This is a genomic window from Streptomyces kebangsaanensis, from assembly GCF_001906585.1.
GTDB lineage: Bacteria > Actinomycetota > Actinomycetes > Streptomycetales > Streptomycetaceae > Streptomyces > Streptomyces kebangsaanensis.
The window spans coordinates 1-19,883 of record NZ_JUJA01000058.1 but is presented as its reverse complement, the minus strand read 5'-3'; the positions used below and the strand labels follow the sequence as shown (position 1 = coordinate 19,883).

At 73.0% G+C, this 19,883-nt stretch carries 16 protein-coding genes and 2 pseudogenes; 12 read left to right on the top strand and 6 right to left on the bottom strand.

Features of this window, described 5'->3' with window-relative positions; all coding sequences use genetic code 11:
* Positions 1-275, bottom strand: a pseudogene (locus RH94_RS42770) (A/G-specific adenine glycosylase); the annotation flags it as partial.
* A gap of 203 nt (positions 276-478) precedes the next feature.
* Here RH94_RS42770 and RH94_RS08250 point away from each other — a divergent pair.
* Positions 479-1,306 (top strand): hypothetical protein, encoded by an 828-nt coding sequence (locus tag RH94_RS08250; RefSeq protein WP_073946975.1) that lies wholly within the window; start codon positions 479-481, stop codon positions 1,304-1,306.
* A gap of 122 nt (positions 1,307-1,428) precedes the next feature.
* On the opposite strand, the gene disA is transcribed toward RH94_RS08250, so the two are convergent.
* Positions 1,429-2,553 (bottom strand): DNA integrity scanning diadenylate cyclase DisA, encoded by a 1,125-nt coding sequence (disA, locus tag RH94_RS08245; RefSeq protein WP_073946974.1) that lies wholly within the window; start codon positions 2,551-2,553, stop codon positions 1,429-1,431.
* Between the two features lie 80 nt (positions 2,554-2,633).
* Positions 2,634-4,043, bottom strand: a complete 1,410-nt coding sequence (radA, locus tag RH94_RS08240; protein WP_073946973.1) for a DNA repair protein RadA — start codon at positions 4,041-4,043, stop codon at positions 2,634-2,636.
* 177 nt (positions 4,044-4,220) lie between these two features.
* On the opposite strand from radA, the gene RH94_RS08235 reads away from it, so the two are divergent.
* Positions 4,221-5,978, top strand: coding sequence for an RNA polymerase sigma factor (locus RH94_RS08235; protein WP_073947109.1), 1,758 nt, complete (start codon positions 4,221-4,223; stop codon positions 5,976-5,978).
* Here the strand turns inward: RH94_RS08235 and RH94_RS08230 are convergent.
* Positions 5,975-6,847, bottom strand: a complete 873-nt coding sequence (locus RH94_RS08230) for a hypothetical protein (protein WP_073946972.1) — start codon at positions 6,845-6,847, stop codon at positions 5,975-5,977. The two genes, RH94_RS08235 and RH94_RS08230, sit on opposite strands and share 4 nt — an antisense overlap.
* Before the next feature lie 95 nt (positions 6,848-6,942).
* Here RH94_RS08230 and RH94_RS08225 point away from each other — a divergent pair, with 95 nt between their 5' ends.
* The 4 genes from RH94_RS08225 (at position 6,943) to ilvD (ending at position 11,463) form a co-directional block, all read left to right on the top strand.
* Positions 6,943-7,875 carry a Ppx/GppA phosphatase family protein gene (locus tag RH94_RS08225; RefSeq protein WP_073946971.1) on the top strand — a complete coding sequence of 311 codons (933 nt, stop codon included), beginning with the start codon at positions 6,943-6,945 and terminating at the stop codon, positions 7,873-7,875.
* 147 nt (positions 7,876-8,022) lie between these two features.
* Positions 8,023-8,844, top strand: a complete 822-nt coding sequence (locus tag RH94_RS08220; protein WP_073946970.1) for a sugar phosphate isomerase/epimerase family protein — start codon at positions 8,023-8,025, stop codon at positions 8,842-8,844.
* Entirely contained in the window at positions 8,841-9,446 is a 606-nt protein-coding gene (locus RH94_RS08215; protein WP_073946969.1) for a TetR/AcrR family transcriptional regulator, read from the top strand. The genes RH94_RS08220 and RH94_RS08215 overlap by 4 nt, the downstream gene beginning before the upstream one ends.
* Before the next feature lie 163 nt (positions 9,447-9,609).
* Positions 9,610-11,463 carry a dihydroxy-acid dehydratase gene (ilvD, locus tag RH94_RS08210; RefSeq protein ID WP_073946968.1) on the top strand — a complete coding sequence of 618 codons (1,854 nt, stop codon included), beginning with the start codon at positions 9,610-9,612 and terminating at the stop codon, positions 11,461-11,463.
* 67 nt (positions 11,464-11,530) lie between these two features.
* Here the strand turns inward: ilvD and RH94_RS08205 are convergent, their stop codons facing one another.
* Positions 11,531-13,699, bottom strand: a complete 2,169-nt coding sequence (locus tag RH94_RS08205) for a serine/threonine-protein kinase (protein ID WP_073947108.1) — start codon at positions 13,697-13,699, stop codon at positions 11,531-11,533.
* A gap of 180 nt (positions 13,700-13,879) precedes the next feature.
* Here RH94_RS08205 and RH94_RS08200 point away from each other — a divergent pair, with 180 nt between their 5' ends.
* The 6 genes and pseudogenes from RH94_RS08200 to proC all read left to right on the top strand — a co-directional run bounded on the left by RH94_RS08200 (position 13,880) and on the right by proC (position 18,138).
* On the top strand, positions 13,880-14,209 hold the full coding sequence (locus RH94_RS08200) for an SH3 domain-containing protein (protein ID WP_073946967.1): 330 nt from the start codon (positions 13,880-13,882) through the stop codon (positions 14,207-14,209).
* 43 nt (positions 14,210-14,252) lie between these two features.
* Positions 14,253-14,753 (top strand): hypothetical protein, encoded by a 501-nt coding sequence (locus tag RH94_RS08195; protein WP_073946966.1) that lies wholly within the window; start codon positions 14,253-14,255, stop codon positions 14,751-14,753.
* A 74-nt stretch (positions 14,754-14,827) separates the two neighbouring features.
* Positions 14,828-15,623, top strand: a pseudogene (locus RH94_RS08190) (class I SAM-dependent methyltransferase); the annotation flags it as partial.
* Between the two features lie 62 nt (positions 15,624-15,685).
* Positions 15,686-16,483 carry an ABC transporter ATP-binding protein gene (locus RH94_RS08185; RefSeq protein ID WP_073946965.1) on the top strand — a complete coding sequence of 266 codons (798 nt, stop codon included), beginning with the start codon at positions 15,686-15,688 and terminating at the stop codon, positions 16,481-16,483.
* Positions 16,480-17,253 carry an ABC transporter permease gene (locus RH94_RS08180; RefSeq protein ID WP_073946964.1) on the top strand — a complete coding sequence of 258 codons (774 nt, stop codon included), beginning with the start codon at positions 16,480-16,482 and terminating at the stop codon, positions 17,251-17,253. The genes RH94_RS08185 and RH94_RS08180 overlap by 4 nt, the downstream gene beginning before the upstream one ends.
* A gap of 75 nt (positions 17,254-17,328) precedes the next feature.
* The gene (gene proC, locus RH94_RS08175; protein ID WP_073946963.1) at positions 17,329-18,138 is read left to right on the top strand and encodes a pyrroline-5-carboxylate reductase; all 810 of its coding nucleotides are present in this window, start codon (positions 17,329-17,331) and stop codon (positions 18,136-18,138) included.
* 31 nt (positions 18,139-18,169) lie between these two features.
* Here proC and trpS read toward each other — a convergent pair whose 3' ends face one another.
* Entirely contained in the window at positions 18,170-19,165 is a 996-nt protein-coding gene (trpS, locus tag RH94_RS08170) for a tryptophan--tRNA ligase (RefSeq protein ID WP_073947107.1), read from the bottom strand.
* Positions 19,166-19,883 lie beyond the last annotated feature (718 nt).

Genomic DNA, 19,883 nt, shown 5'->3' with positions numbered 1-19,883 from the left:
AGCCACTGCTCGTAGACCGGCAGCACCCGGCTGACCGGCGTCTGCTGCAGCATGAACTCGCTGACCATCACGCCCCAGGCGCCCGCGTCGGGGCGCCGCCAGGGCAGGTCGCGGGCGTTGGCGTCGAACCAGGCGATGACCTGGGTGTGCAGGGTCTGGCCGAGGGGTGTGCCGGAGGCGTCGGGACCGGCGGGCGTGCCGGTGTCCGGCCGGGCACCGGTGGTCGGGGCCGGGGTGTCGGAGCTGCTGTTCGGGGGCAGTGTGGGCGCAGTCATGGCACTTCCGATCCTGCCACGTGGGGGTGGACGGCCGTGTGACCCGCGCGGGCCGGTGTCGTCACCGAACGTGCCCGCTCGGCTACGCCGCTCGCAAGGGAGCTCATCGGCAAGGGTGTTGCCGGAATGATGATCCGGAAAAGTTGTGGTCACAGCGGCGGGTGGCGCAAGGGAAAGCGACGATCTCTCGTACAGTTTGGGCCGTGGGATCTCTGCGCAATCCGGTCGGTCCGCTTCCCGCCTCCATCTACTGGCGACGGAGGGTCCTACTGCTGTCCGCGGTCGCGCTGTTGGCGCTGCTGACCGTCTGGCTCCTCACCCTGGGCGGCGGGGGCCGCAAGGACAACGGCGGCGGGTCGAACGGCAAGCACCCCGCGCCCTCGACCATCACGCCGGGTCCCTCCGGCTCGGGTCCCGCGATCAGTGAACACCCTGGCGGCCGCGACGAGTCCGGCGGCGGGGACTCCGACGGGCCGGACTCCGGGTCCGGCGGCACCGGCGGCTCCGACGGCACGAGCGGGGGCGGTTCCGGGGCCGGGGCCGGGTCCGGCGGGTCGGCCGGGGGCGAGGACGGCGGCACCGGGGGCGGCGCCGGTACGGGTCCCGTACTGCCGGTCGGCAGCACGCTGCCCAACTGCACCACGGGGGCAGTGAAGTTGACGCTGCGCAGCGTGCGCAACTCCTACGCCCCCGGCCAGAAGCCCACGTTCGAGCTGGTCGCCAGGAACTCCTCCGGCGACGACTGCAAGATCGACCTCGGGCCGAAGGCCGCGGTGGTGACGGTCAGCCAGTCCGACAGCAGCGCCGCCTACTGGTCCTCGGCCGACTGCCCGAAGACGGCCGGGAGCCGGCTGTACCGGGTGCCGGCGGGCAGCGGCATCACGTACACCGTCGAGTGGGACCGCAAGCCGAGCGCCGCGCAGTGCGCGACGCCTCCGGCCGGGTCGGCCCGGGCGGGCACCTACCTGGTGGAGGCGAAGGTGCCGGGCCACGACAAGCTGCGGACGTCGTTCGTGCTGTCGGAGGCCTGAGTCCCGACGGCCTGAGTCCCGACGGCCTGAGTCCCGACGGACCGAGACCCGACGGCCTGAGTCCTGACGGCCTGAGTTCTGACGGACAGGGTCCCGACGTGCGCCGGAGACGGCGCCGGGACTCAGACGTACCGCTCCAGGATCGACGACTCCGCCAGCCGGGACAGACCCTCGCGGACGCTGCGCGCCCGCGCCTCGCCCACGCCGTCCACCGTCTGCAGGTCGTCGACGCTCGCGGCGAGCAGCTTCTGCAGTCCGCCGAAGTGCTCGACCAGGCGGTCGATGATGGCGCGGGGCAGCCGGGGCACCTTGGCCAGCAGCCGGAAGCCGCGCGGGGAGACCGCCGAGTCGAGGGTCTCGGGAGAGCCGGAGTAGCCGAGGGCCCGGGCCACGGTGGACAGTTCGAGCAACTCGGCGTGGGAGAGCTTGTCGAGCTCCAGCAGCGCCTCGTCGACCGTGCGGGAGCGCTTGGCGGTGGGCTCGGGAACGTAGTCCCGCACGACCAGTTCGCGCTCGGGCTCCACGCCGGCGATCAACTCGTCCAGCTGGAGGGCGAGAAGACGGCCGTCGGTGCCCAGCTCCACCACGTACTCGGCGATTTCGGTGGCGATCCGGCGCACCATCTCCAGGCGCTGCGCGACCGCCGAGACGTCCCGGACCGTCACCAGGTCCTCGATCTCCAGCGCGGACAGGGTGCCCGCCACCTCGTCCAGGCGGAGCTTGTACCGCTCCAGGGTGGCCAGGGCCTGGTTGGCGCGGGAGAGGATCGCCGCGGAGTCCTCCAGGACACGGCGCTGGCCGTCGACGTAGAGGGCGATGAGCCGCATGGACTGCGAGACGGAGACCACGGGGAAACCGACCTGCTTGCTCACCCGGTCCGCCGTACGGTGCCGGGTGCCCGTCTCCTCCGTGGGGATCGTGGGGTCCGGCACCAACTGCACGCCCGCCCGCAGGATCTTCGACAGGTCCGAGGAGATCACGATGCCGCCGTCCAGCTTGCACAGCTCCCGCAGCCGCGTCGCCGTGAACTCGACGTCCAGGACGAAGCCGCCCGTGCACATCGACTCCACGGTCTTGTCGGAGCCGAGCACGATGAGCCCGCCGGTGTTGCCGCGGAGCACCCGCTCGAGGCCGTCACGCAGCGCCGTGCCGGGTGCCACGGCGCTCAGGGAGGCGCGCATCAGCCCGTCGGCGCCGGAACTCCCGCCGGACTTTCCGGGAGCCGCTGCCCGGTCGTTGGCTGCCACTGCACTCCTCCGGTCGCAGGTACTTCAGCGCTCCCGTAACGCACCTCGGTTCGTACGGACGGGCGAGACCAGGGCAAAGTCTACCGGCGGTCCTCCTGCTCCCGCGGGGCCTCTCGGCGACGGGAACGAGGCAGGACCCGCAGCGCATCCCCGATGTCGGCGACTTCCAGGACCTTCATCCCCGGCGGAATTCTTCCCGGGTCGCCCGGCACGAGCGCGTGCGTGAAGCCCAGGCGGTGGGCCTCCGCCAGCCGGCGCTGCACGCCCGTGACCCGTCTGACCTCGCCCGCCAGACCCACCTCGCCGATCGCGACGAGGTTCTTCGGCAGGGGGGTGTCGCTCGCGGCCGACGCCAGCGCCAGGGCGACCGCGAGGTCCGCGGCCGGCTCGGACAGCTTCACGCCGCCGACCGTCGCCGAGTAGATGTCCCGCTTGCCCAGCGCGCTGATCCGGCCCCGCTGCTCCAGGACGGCCAGCATCATCGAGACCCGGGAGGTCTCCAGTCCCGACGTCGTACGGCGCGGGGAGGGGATCTGGGAGTCGACGGTGAGCGCCTGCACCTCGGCGACCAGGGGGCGGCGGCCCTCCAGAGTGACGGTCAGGCAGGTGCCGGGCACCGGCTCGGCGCGGCGGGTCAGGAACAGGCCGCTGGGGTCGGCCAGGCCCGTGATTCCCTCGTCGTGCAGTTCGAAGCAGCCGACCTCGTCCGTCGCGCCGTAGCGGTTCTTGACGCCGCGGACCAGGCGCAGGCGCGCGTGCCGGTCGCCCTCGAAGTGCAGGACGACGTCCACCAGGTGCTCCAGCAGGCGCGGGCCCGCGATCGCGCCGTCCTTGGTGACGTGGCCCACCAGGAGCGTGGACATCCCGCGCTCCTTGGAGGCGCGGATCAGCGCGCCCGCGACCTCGCGCACCTGTGCCATGCCGCCGGGCGCGCCGTCGATCTCGGGCGAGGCGACCGTCTGCACCGAGTCGAGGACGAGCAGGGAGGGCTTGACCGCGTCCAGGTGGCCGAGGACGGCGGCCAGGTCGGTCTCGGCGGCCAGGTACAGGTGGTCGTCGATGGCGCCGATCCGGTCGGCGCGCAGACGGACCTGGCTCGCGGACTCCTCACCCGTGACGTACAGCGTGCGGTGCTCGTCGCTCGCGGACTTGGCCGCCACGTCCAGCAGCAGCGTGGACTTGCCGACGCCGGGCTCGCCGGCGAGGAGGACGACGGCACCGGGGACGAGCCCGCCGCCGAGGACGCGGTCGAGCTCGGGCACGCCGGTGGTCCGGGCGGTGGCCTGACGGCCGTCGACCTGGCCGATGGGCAGGGCGGAGGTGGTGACCCGGCCCGGCGTCGTCGTACGGACCGCGGGCGTGCCGTACTCCTCGACCGTGCCCCAGGCCTGGCACTCGGGGCAGCGGCCGAGCCACTTGGCCGTCTGCCAGCCGCACTCCGTGCAGCGGTAGGACGGTCGGTCCTTGGTGGTCCTGGTACGGGCAGCCATGCGGAAAACCGTAACCCCCGGCACTGACAGCACCGCCGCCGGGCGGGGCCCCGGCCGAGGCGGGTCACGGAACGGAACACTCTCTTCCCCTTATGAGGGATCGTTTCACCCGTACGAATTAAAAGTGTCCGGGGGACAGGAGCGGACGATCCCGCGCCGCATACGGTCGTACGGGTGATGAGCAGCAGTCCGGACACCACGACCCGCACGACCGGTGCGCACCGGACGCACCGGACACAGCGCGAGGCGCGCGACCGCGCTGCCGCGCGCACCCTGGCGCAGCGTCCGCCCGCGCCCTACGAGCCGTACCTCGACGGCCTGTTCACCTACTGCCTGTCCGTGCTCTGCGATCACGACGCGGCCACCGCCGCCCTCGGTGACGCGCTGGCGTCCGCCGAGCGGCGCGGGCAGCGCGGGCCCGGGGCCGCCGGCGAGCGCAGGGCCTGGCTGTACGCGCTGGCCCGCTGGGCGTGCCTGCGCAAGCTGGCCGAGGCCAGGCAGAAAGGCCGGAGCACGCACGCCGCGGGCCGCGAGGACCGGCACGGGCGCGTGCGGCCCGCGGCCCCGCCCGTCTCCGACGAGGTCCGGCAGGAGCGGCGGCGCGAACTCGCCCTGCTCGCCTGGCCGGAGGCCGCCGGCACCACCCCGGAACAGCGCGAGGCCCTGGAGCTCGCCGTACGCCACCGCCTCGCCGCCCACGAGGTCGCCGCCGTCCTCGGCACGAACCTCGCCGCCACCCGGGACCTCCTCGCCGCGGCCGCCTGCGAGGTGGAGCGCACGCGCGCGGCGCTCGCCGTCGTCGAGACCGGCACCTGTCCGAGCGTGTCCCGGCTGACCGGCGACGACCAGGTCGTGCTCGGCGCGGCACTGCGGCGCGAGCTCGTCCGGCACGTCGACGACTGTCCGCGCTGCCGCCGCGCCGCCGGGCGCGCCCTGCCCGGCCGCTGGCCCGGCGCCACCGTCACCCCCGCCGAGCTGCCCGTCCTCACGGCGCCCCGCGCGGCCCTGCACACGGCGCTGGCGCACCACCCGCGCGCGCGGAGCACCGCCCCCCGCTTCGACCGGCGCGGCTTCCCCATGGACCCCAAGGACCACGCGGCCCGCAGGGACCGGCTGCGCGCGCGTGCCGTCACGACGACCGTGGTGGCCACCGTGGTGGCCGCCCCCGTGCTGGCCCTGTGGGCCGCCTACCGGGGCGACCCCACCGGCGAGGGCCCCGGCGGTCCCTCCGCCACCGCGCACGAGGCGCACGGCCCGGACGCCCGAGGCGGCGAGGCGGCGGGCAGCGGATACGAGAACACCGGCAACGCCGCCCCCGGACCCGACGCCCGCTTCGGCAGGGGCGGCGGACCCGATGTCTCCGTGGAGGTCGTCAGCGTCACCGGCGCGGGCCACAAGGACGGCCATCTGACGGTGACCGCCGCCGGCGCCGGCGACACCACACTGATCACCCTCGCCGCCTCCGGCCCCGGCCCGGTCCGCTGGTCGGCCTCCACCGGGGTGTCCTGGCTCTACCTGAGCCGCACCTCGGGAACCCTGAAGCCCGGCGAGTTCCTGACGATCAAGGTGTACGTCGACCACCTGCGCGAGCCGTCCGGCCACTGGAGCGCGCGCGTGGCGATCGCGCCCGCCGGCGTCGTCGTCTCCATCGACGGCCACGGCACCGCGCCCAGCCCCTCGAACCCCGGCCCCCCGACCTCCGGCCCCACCTCTCCGGCCGACCCGCCCCCGGCCCCCGACCCGCACCCCGCACCGACCCGGCCCGACCCCGGGAACCCCACGAGCCCCCCGGCCGGCCCACCGTCGTCCGACCCGGCGCCGACCCCGACCGAGTCCGCCCCGCCCGACCCGGGCGGGCACCCCCCGGTACCCGAGGACAGCGACGACCCGAGCAGCCCGAACCCGCCGGACATCCCCCCGGACAGCCTCGACTAGGCCCGGCCCTTCCCATGAGCCGGACCAGCCGGAGCGGCAGGATCAGCCGGATGCGGGGCCAGCAGCGGCAGCCCGGAGGCCAGGCGCTCCTCGCACAGCTCGACCAGGCGGTCGTAGCCGGCCTTGCCCATCAGCTCGGTCAGCTCGGCCCGGTAGGAGACGTACACCGGCTCACCCGCGCCGTGCGCCGACACCGCCGAGGTGCACCACCAGTGCAGGTCGTGCCCGCCCGGACCCCAGCCCCTGCGGTCGTACTCACCGATCGACACCTGCAGCACACGCGTGTCGTCGGGCCGGTCGATCCACTCGAAGGTCCGCCGGATCGGCAGCTGCCAGCACACGTCCGGCTTGGTCTCCAGCGGCTCGCGGCCCTCCTTCACCGCCAGGATGTGCAGCGAGCAGCCCATGCCGGCGGGGAAGCCGGGCCGGTTCTGGAAGATGCACGAGCCCTGGAACCGGCGGGTCTGCCGGGAGCCCTCCTCGTCCTCCGAGACCCAGCCGTCCGCCGTGCCCTCGGCATGGTTCTGCCAGATGTCCGGTGTGAGCCTCGCCACGTGCTCGGCAACCCGCTTCTCGTCGTCCTCGTCGGAGAAGTGGGCGCCCAGCGTGCAGCACCCGTCGTCCGCGCGGCCCGCCTCGATGCCCTGGCAGCCGCTGCCGAAGATGCAGTTCCAACGAGAGGTCAGCCATGTCAGATCACAGCGGAAGACCTGCTCGTCGTCCGCCGGATCCGGGAACTCCACCCACGCGCGCGCGAAGTCGAGCCCCTTCTCGTCGGCTTCCGAGCCCCGCTTCCTCGGCTTCCCTGCTTTCACCCGGTTCGCCGGGTCCGCCGATTTATCGGTTTTCGTCTTTTTCGTCTTTGGCACCCGTCCAGGGTAAGTCGCCGGACATCGCGGCCGGGGCCGCCCCCGCCGGGGCATCCGGACCGGACCACGCCCCGGGCCGCAGTAGCGTTCCGTACATGAGACTCGGTGTCCTCGACGTGGGTTCGAACACGGTGCACCTGCTGGTGGTCGACGCGCACCCCGGCGCCCGCCCGCTGCCCGCGCACTCGCACAAGACCGAGCTGCGCCTCGCCCAACTCCTCGACGAGGGCGGCGCGATCGGCTCCGACGGTGTCGACAGACTCGTCGCGGTGATCCACGAGGCGCTTCGGGCCGCCGAGGACAAGGGCGTCGAGGACCTGCTGCCGTTCGCGACCTCCGCCGTGCGCGAGGCGGGCAACGCCGACGACGTCCTCGCGCGCGTGCGGGCCGAGACCGGCGTCGAGCTCCAGGTGCTCAGCGGTGAGGAGGAGGCCCGCCTCACCTTCCTCGCCGCCCGCCGCTGGTTCGGCTGGTCGGCGGGGAAGCTGCTGGTCCTGGACATCGGCGGCGGCTCGCTGGAGATCGCCTACGGCATCGACGAGGAGCCCGACGCGGCTGTGTCACTGCCGCTCGGCGCGGGCCGGCTCACCGCCGCCTGGCTGCCCGGCGACCCGCCCGGCCCCGAGGACGTCAGGGCGCTGCGCCGCCATGTGCGCGCCGAGATCGCGCGGACCGTCGGCGAGTTCAGCCGGTTCGGCACCCCCGACCACGTCGTCGCCACCTCCAAGACGTTCAAGCAGCTCGCCCGCCTGGCCGGCGCCCCCCGCTCCACCGAGGGCCTGTACGTCCAGCGCGAGCTGAAGCGCGAGTCCCTGGAGTCATGGGTGCCCAGGCTCTCCGGCATGACGAACGACGAGCGCTCCGAACTCCCCGGCGTCTCCGACGGCCGGGCGGGCCAGCTCCTGGCCGGCGCGCTGGTCGCCGAGGGCGCGATGGACCTGTTCGACGTGGAACGCCTGGAGATATGCCCGTGGGCCCTGAGGGAGGGCGTGATCCTGCGGCGCCTTGATCACATGGACCCGGCATAGACACGCGGGGGCGCGGGGCCGCGACGTTCCGCGACCCTGCCGCGTGGGCGCGGCGAACCACGGCGGACCCGCACCCGCCCATGACGAAGACCACAACGGCGAACAGGCACCCCACGCCACCGAACCGCACCCCGTAACCTGTCCCTCGTGGTGGAACCCGTTCGCATCCCGGATGCGAAGGTCGCCCTGTCGACGGCCTCCGTCTACCCGGAGTCGACGGCGACGGCCTTCGAGATCGCCGCGCGCCTCGGATACGACGGCGTCGAGGTCATGGTGTGGACCGACCCCGTCAGCCAGGACATCGACGCGCTGCGCAGACTCAGCGACTACCACCGGATACCGGTCCTCGCCGTGCACGCCCCCTGCCTGCTGATCACGCAGCGGGTGTGGTCCACCGACCCCTGGGTCAAGCTCCAGCGCGCGAGGACGGCCGCCGAGAAGCTCGGCGCGAGCACGGTCGTGGTCCATCCGCCGTTCCGCTGGCAGCGCCAGTACGCCCGTGACTTCGTCGCCGGCGTCTGGCGCATGGCGAACGAGACGGATGTGCGGTTCGCCGTCGAGAACATGTACCCCTGGCGCTACCGCGACCGCGAGATGCTCGCCTACGCCCCCGGCTGGGACGTCACCAAGGACGACTACCGCCACTTCACGATCGACCTCAGCCACGCGGCGACGGCCCGCACCGACGCCCTGCAGATGATCGACCGCATGGGCGACCGGCTCGGACACGTGCACCTCGCCGACGGCAGGGGCTCGGCGAAGGACGAGCACCTGGTGCCCGGTCGCGGCACCCAGCCCTGCGCCGAGGTGCTGGAACGTCTCGCCCGGTCCGGCTTCGACGGCCATGTCGTCATCGAGGTCAACACCCGCCGCGCCATGTCCAGCGCCGAGCGCGAGGCCGACCTCGCCGAGGCCCTGGCCTTCACCCGGCTGCACCTGGCCTCGGCGATGCGGGTGCCCCGGCGATGACCGGCGCCACCGCACGGCGCCGCGGCCGTCCCCGCCGCGAGGAGGCCGCCGACACCCGCGACCACATCCTGACCGCGGCCCGCGAGGAGTTCTCCGAGCACGGCTACGAGAAGACGTCCGTACGCGGCATCGCCAAGGCCGCCGGGGTCGACTCGGCCCTCGTGCACCACTACTTCGGCACCAAGGAGCAGGTGTTCGAGGCGGCGGTCGCGGTCATCTTCGCCCCCGCCCTGAACACCCCGGACGCGCTCGCCGACGCCCCGCCGGACGACGTGGGCGAGCGCCTGACCCGGTTCTTCTTCGGCGTCTGGGAGAACCCGGCCACCCGTACGCCGCTGCTGGCGATCGTCCGCTCCGCGCTGAGCAACGACACCGCGGCCGCCGTCTTCCGCCGGCTGCTCGCCTCCCAGCTGCTGCGCCGCATCGCCGGCCGGCTCGACCTGCCCGACGCGGAGCTGCGCGCCGAACTCGCCGCCGCCCAGCTGGTCGGGTGCGCGATCCTGCGGTACGTGATCAGGCTGGAGCCGCTGGCCTCGGCGGACGCGGAGCAGATCATCGCGCGGCTGGCACCCGTGGTGCAGGGGCACCTCACGGGTCCCTGAGCCGTCTCCGCCACGGAACCGTGCGTACGGCCCCCGAGACACGCGTCCCGTATGCCGGACGCCGCGTCCCGATCCCTGGATGACCGGCGTACGCTCGACTGCGTCAGTACCCTGCCGGGACTGCCCGGCGTCCCGGCGGAACGTCCCGAAGGAGCGAGCGACGATGCCCGAGCTGAGGTCCCGCACAGTCACCCACGGCCGCAACATGGCGGGCGCCCGTGCCCTGATGCGCGCCTCCGGTGTACCCGGTGCGGACATCGGCCGGAAGCCGATCATCGCGGTCGCCAACAGCTTCACCGAGTTCGTGCCCGGCCACACCCACCTCCAGCCGGTCGGCCGGATCGTCAGCGAGGCGGTCCGGGAGGCGGGCGGCATCCCGCGCGAGTTCAACACGATCGCCGTCGACGACGGCATCGCGATGGGCCACGGCGGCATGCTCTACTCGCTGCCCTCCCGCGACCTGATCGCGGACAGCGTCGAGTACATGGTCGAGGCGCACTGCGCCGACGCCCTGATCTGCATCTCCAACTGCGACAAGATCACCCCGGGCATGCTGATGGCCGCCCTGCGGCTGAACATCCCGACGGTCTTCGTCTCCGGCGGCCCGATGGAGTCCGGCCGGGCCACCCTGGTCGACGGCACGGTCCGCACCCTCGACCTGGTCGACGCGATCTCCGACGCCGTGAACGACAAGGTCTCCGACGAGGACATCCTCCGCATCGAGGAGAACGCCTGCCCGACCTGCGGCTCCTGTTCCGGCATGTTCACCGCCAACTCGATGAACTGCCTGACCGAGGCGATCGGCCTCGCCCTGCCCGGCAACGGCTCGGTCCTGGCCACCCACACGGCCCGCAGGGCGCTGTACGAGGACGCGGCCCGCACGGTGATGGACATCACCCGCCGCCACTACGAGCAGGACGACCACACCGTCCTGCCCCGCGCCATCGCCACCTCCGCGGCCTTCGAGAACGCGATGGCCCTGGACATCGCGATGGGCGGCTCGACCAACACGATCCTGCACCTGCTGGCCGCCGCCCAGGAGGCCGGCGTCCCCTTCGGCCTGGAGGAGATCGACGCCGTCTCGCGTCGCGTCCCCTGCCTGGCGAAGGTCGCCCCCAACGTCGCCAAGGACCGCACGTACTACATGGAGGACGTGCACCGCGCCGGCGGCATCCCCGCCCTGCTCGGCGAGCTGCACCGCGCGGGCCTGCTCAACGAGGACGTGCACGCGGTCCACAGCCCCTCCCTCGCGGACTGGCTCAAGACCTGGGACGTGCGCGGCGGCTCCCCGTCCCCCGAGGCGGTCGAACTGTGGCACGCGGCCCCCGGCTGCGTGCGCTCGGCGGAGGCCTTCTCCCAGTCCGAGCGCTGGGAGGCCCTGGACACCGACGCCGAGGGCGGCTGCATCCGCAGCGCCGAGCACGCGTACAGCAAGGACGGCGGCCTGGCCGTCCTCAAGGGCAACCTGGCCGTGGACGGCTGCGTGGTGAAGACCGCGGGCGTCGACGAGTCGATCTGGACCTTCGAGGGCCCGGCGGTCGTCTGCGAGTCGCAGGAGGAAGCCGTCCAGAAGGTCCTCACCCAGCAGGTCAAGGAGGGCGACGTCGTCGTCATCCGCTACGAGGGCCCCAAGGGCGGCCCCGGCATGCAGGAGATGCTCTACCCGACCTCGTACCTGAAGGGCCGCGGCCTGGGCAAGGCCTGCGCCCTGGTCACCGACGGCCGCTTCTCCGGCGGCACCTCGGGCCTGTCCATCGGCCACGCCTCCCCGGAGGCGGCCTCCGGCGGCACGATCGCGCTCGTCGAGGACGGCGACCGCATCCGCATCGACATCCCGAACCGCACCATCGAGCTGCTCGTCGACGACGCGGAGCTGTCCCGCCGCGAGCAGGCGCTGGGCGGCGTGTACGCCCCGAAGAACCGCGACCGCAAGGTCTCGGCGGCCCTGCGGGCCTACGCCGCGATGGCCACCAGCGCGGACAAGGGCGCCGTCCGGGACGTCTCGAAGCTGGGCTGATCCGCGCCAGACCCCTCCGGACATCCGGACCCGCGGGGCCGTCTCCTCGGAGGCGGCCCCCGGCGTGTCACCAGGACGACGGGTCGCGGCCGTCCACGGCGAAGACGGTCCCGTCGGGGGCGCCGGTGTAGACATGGCCCTTGACGGCCAGGGGCGCGGGCAGCGCCGCCGCGACCCGGTCGGTGTGCTCGCCGAGCCGCGGCCGGGTCTGGCCGACGAGCCGCCCGGTGCGGGCGCCGACCGCCAGCAGCCGGCCGTCTCCGGCGAGGAAGTACACGTGGTCGGCGTCGGCGGCCGGTGCCGAGCCGCGGCTGACGGCCGTCTCCAGCCGCCACCGCACCTTCCGGGCAGCCAGGTCGACCGCGTCCAGCGAGCCACCGCTGCCCAGCAGGTGGACCACGTCGCCGTGCACGCTCGCCCGCACCGCGTCGCGCGGCACCGGCAGCGCGACCCGGACCGACGCCCCGGACGCCGGGGTGTAGCGGACCACGGCGTTCACCCGGCCGAAGGCCGCCTCCTCGGAGAGCAGGACGAGGGAGCCGTCCCGGCTGCCCACGGGCGTCAGCAGCCCGTGCTGCCGCGCCTCCCAGCGCACGTCGCCCGTCGCCGGGTCCACCGCGACGACCCGCGTGGACGACCCGTCGTCCGACGCGCTCACCGCGTACGCCAGCGGGTCACCGGCGAACGAGGAGAAGTGAGGGAGCGGCAGGTCCGGAACCCGCCGGCTCCACCTGGTTTCGCCCGACCCGGCGTCCACCCCGCGCACCAGCCCGTCGGTGCCGGTGAGCAGCAGCATGCCGCCGACGGACCGCACCCCGCTGTATGCCGGAACGTTCCGCTGCCAGCGCGGTCTGCCCGAGTCCGGGTCCAGGGCCTCCAGCCGCTGCCCGTGATCCGTCATCGGCTGCACCAGGCCGCCCGCGACGACCGGCGGCACGCCGGTGAGCATCCTGGGGACGGAGTGCCGCCACAGCAGGCTTCCGTCCGCCGGATCGAGGGCGTAGACCAGCCCGGGCCGCGCACAGAACAGCTTCCCGGCCCCGTACGAACACTGGGGCACGCCCTCGCTGCCGGGCACGGGCTTCGCCACCCACCCGGAGAACGCGGCCGACGTGGCTCCGGGCAGGGTGGTGGTCCCGGGTGCCGGGCCGTTCATCGCGAGGCCGCCGTCGAGCAGCTGGACCGAGGCGAGCCCGCCGCCGACGGCCAGTCCCAGCACCCCGGCGGCCAGAGCGAGCCGCTTGGAGCGCGGGCGCCGCCCGGCCCGCGGCCGGGCCCGCCTCTCCGTTGTGCCCTCGGCCTCCCCGGCGCGGGACCCGGGCGGCGACGTGCGATCGCCGTCCGTGCCGAGGGCCCCGGGGAACCCGTGCGCCCGCTGCTCCGGTACGAACGCCTGCGTGTCGTACGACGCCGCCACCGACCGCAGCTCCCGCGTCAGCTCGTCCGGTGTGGGCCGGTCCTCGGGCTCCTTGGCCAGACAGCGCAGCACGAGCGGTGCCAGGTCCTCCGGCACGCCGGTCAGGTCGGGCTCGTCGTGCACCACCTGGTAGGCGACGACGTACGGGCTGTCGGAGTCGAACGGCCCGCGCCCGGTCGCCGCGTGCACCAGCACGGACCCGAGCGCGAAGATGTCGGCCGCCGGACCGACCTCCCGCGGCCGGCGGAACTGCTCCGGCGCCATGAAGGGCGGCGTACCGATCAACTTGCCGGTCTCGGTGCGCAGTTCGCTGTCCTTCGGGCGGGAGATGCCGAAGTCGATGACCTTCGGCCCGTCCTCGGCGAGCAGCACGTTGCTCGGCTTGAGATCCCGGTGGACGACGCCCACCCGGTGGATGTCGCGCAGCGCCTCGGCGAGCCCGGCCATCAGCCGGCGCAACTGGGCAGGGGTCATGGGCCCGTTCCGCTTCACCTCGTCCGAGAGCGTGGGCCCGGGAATGAACAGGGTGGCCATCCAGGGCCGTTCGGCCTCCGGGTCGGCGTCGACGACGGGCGCGGTGAACGCGCCGCTCACCCTGCGGGCCGCCGCCACCTCCTGCCGGAACCGCCCCCTGAACTCGGGGTCCCTGGCGAACCGGGCGTGCACGACCTTCACCGCGAGCTTCAGTCCCGAGGTGCTGCGGGCCAGATGCACCACGCCCATGCCACCGGAGCCCAGACACGACTCCAGACGGTAGTGGCCGGCGTACTCCGGAAGTCCTTCTTCCGCGCCCGCCCCGGTGTTGCGCTGTGGAGTCATGACCACCCCCGTGCTGTTCGTTCGCGCGCGCGACGCAGGGAGCCTAGTCGATGCCCCGAACGGGACCGAGGCGGCTTGCTGGCGTTCACATGCGAATCGCGCACGGGTGTTTCGTGGCGCGTTCCCGGGGAATGAACGGGACCCCATGGCAGTCATGGGGTGTGACGGGGGAGGTCTCTCATGTCGGTCGACCGTGCGGAAAAGCATGTCGAGGGGGCCGGTGGCGACGCGGCGGCGGAGGCCGTCGCGACCGTGGCGGCCGCGAAGTACTACCCGGTGGCGCCGGGCGTCCAGCTCAACGTCCGCAGCGGTCCCGGCACCGGCTACAGCCTCGTCCGCGTGCTGCCCGCGGGCGCCTCGGTGCCGATCCACTGCCAGACGCCGGGCACGACGGTGTCGGGTTACTACGGCACCTCGAACATCTGGGACAACATCGGCACCGGCCAGTACGTCTCCGACGCGTACGTGTACACCGGCAGCGACGGCTACGTCGCCGGCCGCTGCGGCTGATCCCGGACGGAGCCCGCGGACACCCGGAAGCCATAATCGAGCCGTGAGCGACGACAACGGCACCCCGGACACCCCCGCGGGCTCCACCGGGCCCCGCCCCGAGCCCCTCCGCTTCTTCGGCACCACCTGGGTGGACCGCGACGGCGGCTACACCGCCCGCCGCGTCGGCGTCGCCGCCGGCTCGCTCGCCGCGACCGCCGCCGCCTGCCTCGTGCTCCGCCTCGCCTACCAGGGGCTCCGGATCGCCGACTCCGGCTCCTTCGTGATGCTCCTGGTCGTCGTGGTGTTCGCGGTGTGCAGCGCGCTCGCCTTCGGCCACACCTGGGAGGGCTTCGGCAAGCGCCCCGACCCCGACCGCCGTGCCTCCCTGCGCGGCCTGCTCGCCGTCGGGTTCGTCGGCTCCCTCCTCGCCTACTTCTTCCGCTCGCTCGTCGAGGCCCCCGGCGAGAAACTGCACCGCGAGGAGTACCGGCGCGCCCGCGAACAGTACGAACGCCGCGTCACCCGCCGTTCGGGCAACCCGTCGAAGAGACGCCGCTCCTGACCGGACGACCCGGCGGACGGGCCGGCCCGAGGCGCCCCCTGCTCACGGCCGGCCCGCCGCCCGAGCATGGCCGTATGACCGTTTCCCCGTCGCCCGCCCAGGGCTCCGAGACCCTCCACGCCGCCCGAGCACACTCCTTACAACGCGGCCGCGGCCCAGTACGCCGCCAACCGCCCCTCCTGTCCGCCCGCCCTCCTGGACGCGGTCGAGGAACTCGCCGGCCGCCCCCTCGCCGGTGCGCGCGTCGTGGACGTCGGCGCCGGCACGGGCATCGCGACCGCCCTCCTGCACGAGCGCGGTGCCCGGGCGCCGGCCGTGGAACCCGGCGGCGGCATGGCGGCCCAGCTCCGCCGCACCCACCCCGACATCCCGGTCGTGCGTGGCAGCGGCGACGCGCTTCCCCTCGCGGACGCCTCCGCCGACCTCCTCACCTACGCCCAGGCCTGGCACTGGACCGACCCGGCCCGTTCGGTCCCGGAGGCCCCGCGCGTGCTGCGTCCCGGGGGCGCACTCGCGCTGTGGTGGAACACGGACGCACCCGACGTCGAGTGGACAGTCGAGGAAGGCCGGCGCATCCACCGTTTCCTCGGCGCCGACAGGGCCGCCGAGAGCCGGGCGGCCGGCACCCGTACCGACCGGGCCGACCCCAGCGGCCGCCTCCGTTTCACCCGCCGCGAGGTCCGCTGGAGCCGCCAGGTTCCCGTCGGCACCCACCTCGCCGACATCGGCAGCCACTCGTACTTCCTCGTGTGCTCCGAAGAACGCAAGGCCGCCTTCCCCGCCGAGGAACGCGACCACCTGCTGCGGGTCTTCCCGGACGGCATCGTGGAGGAGACCTACGACGTGCTCCTCCTCCTCGCCACCAAGCCCTGTCCCGGCATCAAGTCCCCGTTCCCACTTGACGGCACCCCCTCGCGCGCCTTAATCATCACATGATGAATATTACGTCGGGCCCACCCGACCCGCACCCGCATGCCGTCCGCGCCGAAGCCCTCACCGTCGTCCGAGGCCCCCGCACCGTCCTGCGGGGCCTCGGCTTCACCGTCCCGCGCGGCCGCATCACCGGTCTGCTCGGCCCCTCCGGCTGCGGCAAGTCCACCCTCATGCGCGCGATCACCGGCACCCAGGCCAAGGTCGGAGGCACTCTGGAGATCCTCGGCCTCCCCGCCGGCCACGCCACCCTGCGCAGCCGCATCGGCTACGTCACCCAGGCGCCCTCCGTCTACGACGACCTGACGGTCCGCCAGAACCTCGAGTACTTCGCCGCCGTCCTCGACCCGGGCCGCGCGGCGGCCGAACGCCGCCGGGACCACGTCGGCCGCGCCATCGCCGACGTCGACCTCACCGCCCACGCCGACGCCCTCGCCGGCAACCTCTCCGGCGGCCAGCGCAGCCGCGTCTCCCTCGCCGTCGCCCTCCTCGGCGCCCCCGAACTGCTGGTCCTCGACGAACCCACCGTCGGCCTCGACCCCGTCCTGCGCCGCGACCTGTGGAACCTCTTCCACCACATCGCCGACACCCGCGGCGCCACCCTCCTCGTCTCCTCCCACGTCATGGACGAGGCCGAGCGCTGCCACCGCCTCCTCCTCATGCGCGAGGGCGAGATCCTCGCCGACGACACCCCGGAAGCACTCCGCTCCCGCACCGGCGCCGACACCGTCGAGGCGGCCTTCCTGCACCTGGTCGACGAGGCGGTCGCCGCGGGCCGCGCCAAGGAGACGGCACGATGACCACGACCACCGCACCCACCGCACCCCGCGCCCTGAGCGCCGCCCGCACCACCGCCACCGCCGCCCGGGTACTGCGCCAGCTCCGCCACGACCCCCGCACCATCGCCCTGATGCTGCTGGTCCCCTGCCTGATGCTGATCCTGCTGCGCTACGTCTTCGACGGCAGCCCGCACACCTTCGACACCATCGGGGCCTCGCTCCTCGGCGTCTTCCCGCTGATCACCATGTTCCTGGTGACCTCCATCGCCACCCTGCGCGAACGCACCTCCGGCACCCTCGAACGCCTCCTCGCCATGCCCCTCGGCAAGGGCGACCTCATCGCCGGCTACGCCCTCGCCTTCGGCGCCCTCGCGATCGTCCAGTCCGCCCTGGCCACGGGCCTGGCACTGTGGCTCCTCGGCCTGGACGTCACCGGCTCGGCCTGGCTGCTCCTGCTGGTCGCCCTGCTCGACGCCCTCCTCGGCACCGCGCTCGGCCTCTTCGTCTCCGCCTTCGCCGCCTCCGAGTTCCAGGCGGTCCAGTTCATGCCGGCGGTGATCTTCCCCCAGCTCCTCCTCTGCGGCCTGTTCACCCCCCGCCCCGACATGCACCCCGCCCTGGAGGCGATCTCCGACGTCCTCCCCATGTCCTACGCCGTCGACGCCATGAACGAGGTCCTGCGCCACACCGACGTGACGACCACGTTCGTCCGTGACGTACTGATCGTGGCCGGCTGCGCCCTGCTGGTCCTCGGCCTGGGAGCGGTCACCCTCAGACGGCGCACCCCATAGCCCGTACGGAGCCGAAGGCGTCCGCCAGCCGGACAGCCCGCCCGCACCCCGTACCGCCGGTGCGAGGATGAACACATGAGCCAGAAAGTCGCAGTCCTCGGCACCGGCAAGATCGGCGAAGCCCTGCTCAGCGGAATGATCCGAGGCGGCTGGACCCCCGCCGACCTGCTGGTCACCGCCCGCCGCCCGGAACGGGCCGAAGAACTCCGCGCCCGCCACGGAGTCACCCCGGTCACCAACCCGGAAGCAGCGAAGACCGCCGACACCCTGATCCTCACCGTCAAGCCCCAGGACATGGGCGCCCTCCTCGACGAACTCGCCCCGCACATCCCCGCCGACCGCCTGATCATCAGCGGCGCGGCGGGGATCCCCACCTCCTTCTACGAGGAGCGCCTGGCCCCCGGCACCCCGGTCGTCCGCGTCATGACGAACACCCCCGCCCTCGTCGACGAGGCCATGTCCGTCATCTCCGCCGGCACCCACGCCACCGCCGAGCACCTCGCCCACGCCGAGGAGATCTTCGGCTCCGTCGGCAAGACGCTCCGCGTCCCCGAGTCCCAGCAGGACGCCTGCACCGCCCTGTCCGGCTCGGGCCCGGCCTACTTCTTCTACCTGGTCGAGGCCATGACCGACGCCGGCATCCTCCTCGGCCTGCCCCGCGACAAGGCCCACGACCTGATCGTCCAGTCCGCCATCGGCGCCGCGGTGATGCTCCGCGACAGCGGGGAGCACCCCGTGAAACTCCGCGAGAACGTCACCTCCCCGGCCGGCACCACGATCAACGCCATCCGCGAACTGGAGAACCACGGCGTACGCGCCGCCCTCATCGCCGCCCTGGAAGCCGCCCGCGACCGCAGCCGCGAGCTGGCCTCCGGCAACAACTGACCCCGCCACCGGGCGGCCGGCGGGCCGCTCCTCAGGCGGGCAGCAGCCCGATCGCCCGGTACGCCGCGTCGACCGTCGGCCGCGCCATCTCCCTGGCCTTCTCCGCGCCCGCCCGCAACACCGCCTCCACCTGTGCGGGATCCGCGCACAGCTCCCTGTGCCGCGCCTGCACCGGCCTCAGGACCTCGACCACCGCCTCCGCCGTGTCCTTCTTCAAGGCGCCGTACGACGCGTACGCGCCGCTCAGGTCCTCCGGGTCCTTCCCCTCACAGGCCGCCAGGATCTCCAGCAGGTTCGCGACCCCGGGCCGCTCCTGCCGGTCGTAGACCACGTCCCGCCCGCTGTCGGTCACCGCCCGCATGACCTTCTTCCGCACGACCTCCGGCTCGTCCAGCAGATAGACGATGCCCGGCCCGGAGTCGTCCGACTTCCCCATCTTCGACGCCGGGTCCTGCAGGTTCATCACCCGCGCCGCCACCTTCGGATGGGTCGCCCTCGGCACCACGAACGTGTGCCCGTACCGCTGGTTGAACCGCACGGCCAGGTCACGGGACAGCTCCACGTGCTGCGTCTGGTCGTCCCCGACCGGCACCTCGTCCGTTCCGTACGCCAGGATGTCCGCGGCCATCAGCACCGGATACGTCAGCAGCGACAGCCGCACGCTCCCGCCCCGCCGCTGCTCGCGCGCCGCCTTCTCCTTGTACTGGATCATCCGCCGCATCTCGCCGTCGGTGGCCACGCACTCCAGCAGGTACGACAGCCGGGCGTGCTCGTCCACATGGCTCTGCACGAACACGGTGCACCGCTCCGGGTCGAGCCCCGACGCCAGCAGCAGTGTCGCCGCCTGCCGGCTGAGCCTGCGCACGCGCGCGGGGTCGTGGTCCACGGTCAGCGCGTGCAGGTCGACGACGCAGAACAGCGCCTCCGACCGATGCTGGTCCACCTCGGCCCACCGCCGCATGGCGCCCAGGTAGTTCCCCAGCGTCAGGTGTCCGGTCGGCTTGATCCCGCTGAAGACCCGTGTCATCTCCACTCCATCTCCTGGTCGTGGCCGCCGTCCCGGCCGGCCGCCCCCCGGAGTCCTGGAGGAGATACGAGAACGGCCGCCGAGGCGGCGGCCGTTGCATGCATACGTGAGTACGGCCGCCGTCAGGCGGCCCACCACAGATGGGTACACGTACGCGTGGTCATGGCCCCAGGATACGGCTCGGGAGCGCCGTTCGGCAGTGAGTTGACACGCTCCGTCGTGGTCCGTAGTGTTCTCCGGGTTGCCCGAAGTGAGAGCCGACTCCGGTCGGTCCCCGGACAACCTTTCCGCAGGTACCACCCTTTACTCGACGACAGTCGTGCAGTCTGTCTGTTGTCGTTGCATGGGCGTGCGTATTCGCGGAATGAGGAATCCGCGTCCGAAAGGCCGCAGCCCCCGATTCGCACGGGAGCAGGGAATCCGCTAAAGTCTCACTCGTCGGAACGGCCCAACGGCCGGGAAGGCGAACCCCGCTGACTGGGGATCAGGCCGAAAAGGATCTGATAGAGTCGGAACCGCCGGAAAGGAAAGCGCGGAAGCGCGGACCTGGAAAGCACCGAGGAAATCGGGTCGGAAAGATCTGATAGAGTCGGAAACACCGAAGGGAAGCGCCCGGAGGAAAGCCCGCGAGGGTGAGTACGAAGGAAGCGACCGTTCCTTGAGAACTCAACAGCGTGCCAAAAATCAACGCCAGATATGTTGATACCCCGTCTCCGGC